The following is a 4782-nucleotide window of genomic DNA, read 5'->3' on the forward strand; positions in this document are numbered from 1 at the left end:
ACCATCGACGGCGCCGCCGGCCAACTGATGCTGGAGATCGTGACCGATGCCGACCCGGATGCTCCGCCGCCCGGCGATAGCCCCGCGTGGAACGCCGAGACTGTCCCGGGCACCGCGGACCTGCTGCGTCGCACGGCGGCCAGGCTGGCCCTGAATCCCCTCCGGGCCATGCGGGTTCAAGCGCGGCTCGTCAGCAGGGTCGCCGATGTGGCGGGTGTGAACAGCGTCAGCAGTGCGGCCGGCCGGGCCGGGGCGGCGGTCAAGGGCATCGCCCGACTCGGCCGCCCCGACGGTCCGCGCATCTCCCTGCCGACAACGCACGCGCCGCCGACCCCGTGGAACAAGTCCATCACGGGCCATCGCAGGTTCGCCATGCGCACAACGTCTTTGGAGAACGTCAAGGCACTCAAGAACGCCACCGGCGGCACGGTGAATGACATCGTGATGGCGATCTGCGCGGGCGGTCTTCGCCAGTACCTGCTGTCTCATGACGCGCTGCCCGACCGCCCGCTGCGGGCCATGGTGCCGGTGTCGACTCGGACGGGTGAGGAGGACGACCCGTGGACGAACCGCGTCTCGGGCTTGGTCGCCGAGTTGCCCACCGATTGCGCCGATCCGCTCGAACGCGTCGCCCGGTGCAGCGACGCCATGCGTAACGCCAAGCGCACCCTCGACTTGGTTCCGGCCGACGAGCTCGTCGACCTCACCCAGCTCTCCTGTCCGGTGCTGGCGACCTCGGCGGTGCGGCTCGCGTCGCGGCTGCGGTTGGCCGACCGCATCGCCCAGCCGTTCAACCTCGTGATCTCCAACGTGCCGGGGCCGCGCCAGCCGCTGTATTTCGCGGGTGCCCAACTGTGCCATCAGTTCCCGGTGTCGATCGTCACGGACGGGCAGGGACTCAACATCACGGTGGTGAGTTACCTCGACCGGCTCGACTTCGGCTTCATCGTCGACCGCGATCTGGTGCCCGACGTGTGGGACCTCGCCGACAAGCACATGGACGAGATCGGCCGGTTGTTCGAAGCCAGCGGAGCGAAATGGGCGCAGCCCCCGCAACCGCGTCACCCTCGGCGCGGGCGTGGCGCCCCCCGTTCGAGCCTCGGCTGAGCGCGCGCTAGCACTCGGCGGCCGACAGCGACCGCAGTTTTTCGAGGGCGCTGGCCGAGTCGCTACCTGGTATGGCGCGATACATCACCACGTGCTCGCCGCCCGGGTACGGAGCGTTGAGCCGGGCCCGGTGCAGATAAAGTTCGCCCACGAGCGGATGACAGTAGTGATGGATTCCCAGGAGGTAACCCACATCTGCGCGTGGCCAGAGTTCACGGAAACGTTCACTGGCCGAGGATAATTCGGCTACTAACGCCTGCATCTGAGGATCGTCGGGCCAACGACCGCCAAGGTCGCGCAACCCGGCGACCGCACTAGCGGTCGCCTCGTCCCAATCAACGTAGAGCTTCTGGGCGGCGGGGTCCAAAAGGCGCCAGCGCAGGAAGTTTTGGCCAGGTGTGAATTCTGGTGACAGGGCGCGTGCGATCGGATTTGCCGCCAAGACGTCCAGGTACCTGTTGGCCAGAGCGGCCGGGAGCAAAAACTGATCGATTAGTTCGGGGAACGCATAGGCCGCCGCCGCCTCCACATGGCAGAGATCCGTACCGGTCGGAGCGGCCAGATATTGCAGATGCTGCCTGGCCAGCGGGTTCAGCCGAAGTGCCCGCGCGAGCGCGTCGATAACCTGCTGCGACGGGTTTTTGTCGCGACCCACCTCCAAGCGCAGGTAGTACTCGGCGCTGATGCCCGCCAGCATCGCCAACTCCTCGCGCCGCAGACCCTCGACGCGTCGGCGGGCGCCGGGAATCAGCCCGACGTCTTCAGGACGCACCTGCTGGCGCCTCGCACGCAGGTAATCCCCCAGGGCGTTCGTTTTCGCCGTCATAGTTAGCACACCTCCTTGGACCGCCGCTGCTTGAGCGCCCTGGCGGAGTTGTTGCCGGGCTCGGCGCGATAGCGGGACATTGCCAGTTCCTCGCGGCGCAAACCCGCGACGCGCCGGCGCGCGCCGGAATCAGCCCGACGTCCTCGGGGCGCACCTGCTGACGCCGCGCGCGGAGGTAATCACCCAACGCGTTGGCCTCGACAGCCATCACCCGAGCTTAAACCTGTCCCTGCCGGTACCGGGGATAAAGGCGGTATCCCCGACCACGACGCGGCGGGCTGATGGTGGATGAACGGGTTGGTGGCCAGCGAGCCAATCAGCCCGAAACACCGATTTCAGAGAGGACGCCATGACCACCACAGTGACTTTGCCGACGACGCCCCAGCCTTATCTGGACCGCGGGCTGCTGCCGGCCGATTTCTACTCCTACGAGGAGATGCTGTCGGATTCGGAACGCGAGAAGGTCGCCCGTATCCGCGAATTCTTCCGCACGGAGACCGCGCCGATCGTCGAGGAGTACTGGGCGCGGGCGGAGTTCCCGCACGAGCTCGTCAAGGGGTTCGCGAAGCTGGGCCTGCTGGATTGGGCCGATCCCGATTCCTCGGAGCCGGCGCCGAGCAACCTGATGACGGGCATCACCGCGCTGGAGATGGCGCACGCCGACCCGTCGCTCTCGGTGTTCTTCGGAGTGCACTCGGGGCTGGCGATGGGCTCCATCGTCAGCTGCGGGTCCGAGGAGCAGAAGCGCCGCTGGCTGCCGGCGATGAGCCGTTTCGAGAAGATCGGCGCGTTCGCGTTGACCGAGCCGCACGGTGGCTCCGACGTGGCCGGCGGCATGGAGACCACCGCACGCCGCGAGGGCGACGGTTGGGTGCTCAACGGCGCCAAGCGCTGGATCGGCAACGCCACCTTTGCCGACGTAATCGTGGTATGGGCCCGCGACGTCGAGACCAACAAGGTTTTGGGCTTCGTCGTGGAGAAGGGCACTCCCGGGTTCACCGCCACCAAGATCGAGAACAAGTTCGCGCTGCGGATGGTGCAGAACGCCGACATCGTGCTCGACGAGTGCCGGGTTGCTGAGGCCAACCGGCTGCAGAACGCGAACTCGTTCCGGGACACCGCAGAGATCCTGCGCCGCACCCGCAGCGGGGTGGCGTGGCAGGCGGTGGGCGTGCAGTTCGCCGCCTACGAGCTCGCGTTGCAGTACGCGAAGGAGCGGACGCAGTTTGGCAAGCCGATCGGCAAGTTCCAGATGGTTCAGGACCTGCTCGTGAAGATGCTTGGCAACGCGACGGCGTGCGCGGGGATGATGGTGCGGCTGGCCCAGCTGCAGCACGACGGCGTGTACCGCGACGAGCAGTCCGCGCTCGCGAAGGCCTACTGCTGCTCGCGGATGCGCGAGACCGTGCACTGGGCCCGGGAGTTGTTTGGCGGCAACGGCATCGTGCTCGACTACAACATCGGCCGATTCGTTGCCGACTCTGAGGCCCTCTACTCGTACGAGGGCACCCGCGAGATGCAGACGCTGATCGTGGGCAAGTCCGTCACCGGCCTGAGCGCATTCGTTTAAGGAGACAACGGCAATGACAACGCAACCTACGCAATCCGTGTTTTCTGGCCTGAAAGTTGTTGAACTGGCAAGCTTTATCGCCGCGCCCGCTGCAGCGACCATGCTGTCGGACTTCGGAGCCGATGTCATCAAGGTCGAGGCGCCGGGGATGGGTGACCCGCAGCGCCTGCTGGGTTCGGTGCCGCCGAGCCCTGCAGCGCTGGGTAACTACAACTGGCACATGGCCAATCGCAACAAGCGCGGAATGTCGATCAACCTGAAGTCCGAAGGCGGCACGCAGATCCTCAAGCGTCTGGTCGAATGGGCCGACGTGTTGATCACCAACTTCCCGCACGGCACCCGCGAAGGTCTGCACCTGGGCTACGAAGAAGTATCGTCCTGGAACCCGCGGATCATCTATGCCGACATCACCGGGTTCGGGGATGCCGGACCGGACGCCAAGCTGCCCGGCTTCGACCTGACCGCTTTCTGGTCACGTAGCGGGCTGCTGGCCGCAACCCGCGACGCCGGGGCGCCTCCAACGGCGCCAGTGTGGGGCAGCGGGGACTACACCACCGCAACGGCGATCTACGCGGCGATCACCACCGCGCTGTATCACCGCGAACGGACCGGCAAGGGCGCCAACGTCGGCACCTCGCTGCTGGCCACGGGGGTGTGGGCGACCGGAACGCTGGTGTCGGCGGCCCTGGCCGGCGGCACGACGTACGAGCTGCATGACCGCAACGAGCCCGTCAACGCGCTGACGAATCCGTACCAGAGCGGCGACGACCGCTGGATCATGCTGGCCGCCAAGCGATCGGCATGGCCGGTGTTGGCCAACGCCATCGGGCGGTCGGACCTCCTGTCCGATCCGCGCTTCGCCGATGTCGAGGCTGTCAGCAAGCACGCCGCTGAATTGGCCACTCTGCTCGAAAACGAATTCCGTGCCCAGCCCCTGGCGCATTGGAAAGAGGTTCTCGACAAGGCTCGCATCCCCTACGGCATCATCCAGACGCCCGAGGAAGCGGCTGCGGATCCGCAACTGCGTGCCACCGAAATCGTCGTGCCGATCGAGGGTGCCCCGGATCTGGAGTACACGGTCAACAACCCGCTCACCCTGCGCGGGATGGCACGGGTGCCAGCGCGGCGTGCACCCGAGCACGGGGAGCACAACACCGAAATCCTCGTACAGCTGGGATTCACGGTGGACGAAGTGATTCAACTGCAAGCCCAGGGAGCGATCCCCGTTGCGGCAGAACAGGAGACAACGAAATGACCACAACAGAACAGGCCACCGAGC

General features: G+C 66.4%; 4 protein-coding genes. 3 read left to right on the forward strand and 1 reads right to left on the reverse strand.

The features are described 5' to 3' along the window. Positions 1 to 1107 (forward strand): WS/DGAT domain-containing protein (locus VMD50_RS19810; protein ID WP_325429881.1); only part of this gene is annotated, 1107 nt, incomplete at its 5' end. A 7-nt stretch (positions 1108 to 1114) separates the two neighbouring features. On the opposite strand, the gene VMD50_RS19815 is transcribed toward VMD50_RS19810, so the two are convergent. Beyond that, positions 1115 to 1933, reverse strand: a complete 819-nt coding sequence (locus VMD50_RS19815) for a helix-turn-helix domain-containing protein (RefSeq protein ID WP_325429883.1) — start codon at positions 1931 to 1933, stop codon at positions 1115 to 1117. 349 nt (positions 1934 to 2282) lie between these two features. Here VMD50_RS19815 and VMD50_RS19820 point away from each other — a divergent pair, with 349 nt between their 5' ends. After that, complete coding sequence (locus VMD50_RS19820; RefSeq protein WP_325429885.1) at positions 2283 to 3503, forward strand: acyl-CoA dehydrogenase family protein; 1221 nt, start codon at positions 2283 to 2285, stop codon at positions 3501 to 3503. Between the two features lie 13 nt (positions 3504 to 3516). Further along, on the forward strand, positions 3517 to 4758 hold the full coding sequence (locus VMD50_RS19825) for a CaiB/BaiF CoA transferase family protein (protein ID WP_325429887.1): 1242 nt from the start codon (positions 3517 to 3519) through the stop codon (positions 4756 to 4758). Positions 4759 to 4782 lie beyond the last annotated feature (24 nt).

It is taken from the genome of Mycobacterium sp., from assembly GCF_035506235.1.
Taxonomy (GTDB): domain Bacteria; phylum Actinomycetota; class Actinomycetes; order Mycobacteriales; family Mycobacteriaceae; genus Mycobacterium.

Bases quoted from the DNA above. Each gene is read 5' to 3' on its own strand.
- VMD50_RS19815 (WP_325429883.1), bottom strand. From the start codon at position 1,933: ATGACGGCGAAAACGAACGCCCTGGGGGATTACCTGCGTGCGAGGCGC.
- VMD50_RS19820 (WP_325429885.1), top strand. From the start codon at position 2,283: ATGACCACCACAGTGACTTTGCCGACGACGCCCCAGCCTTATCTGGAC.
- VMD50_RS19825 (WP_325429887.1), top strand. From the start codon at position 3,517: ATGACAACGCAACCTACGCAATCCGTGTTTTCTGGCCTGAAAGTTGTT.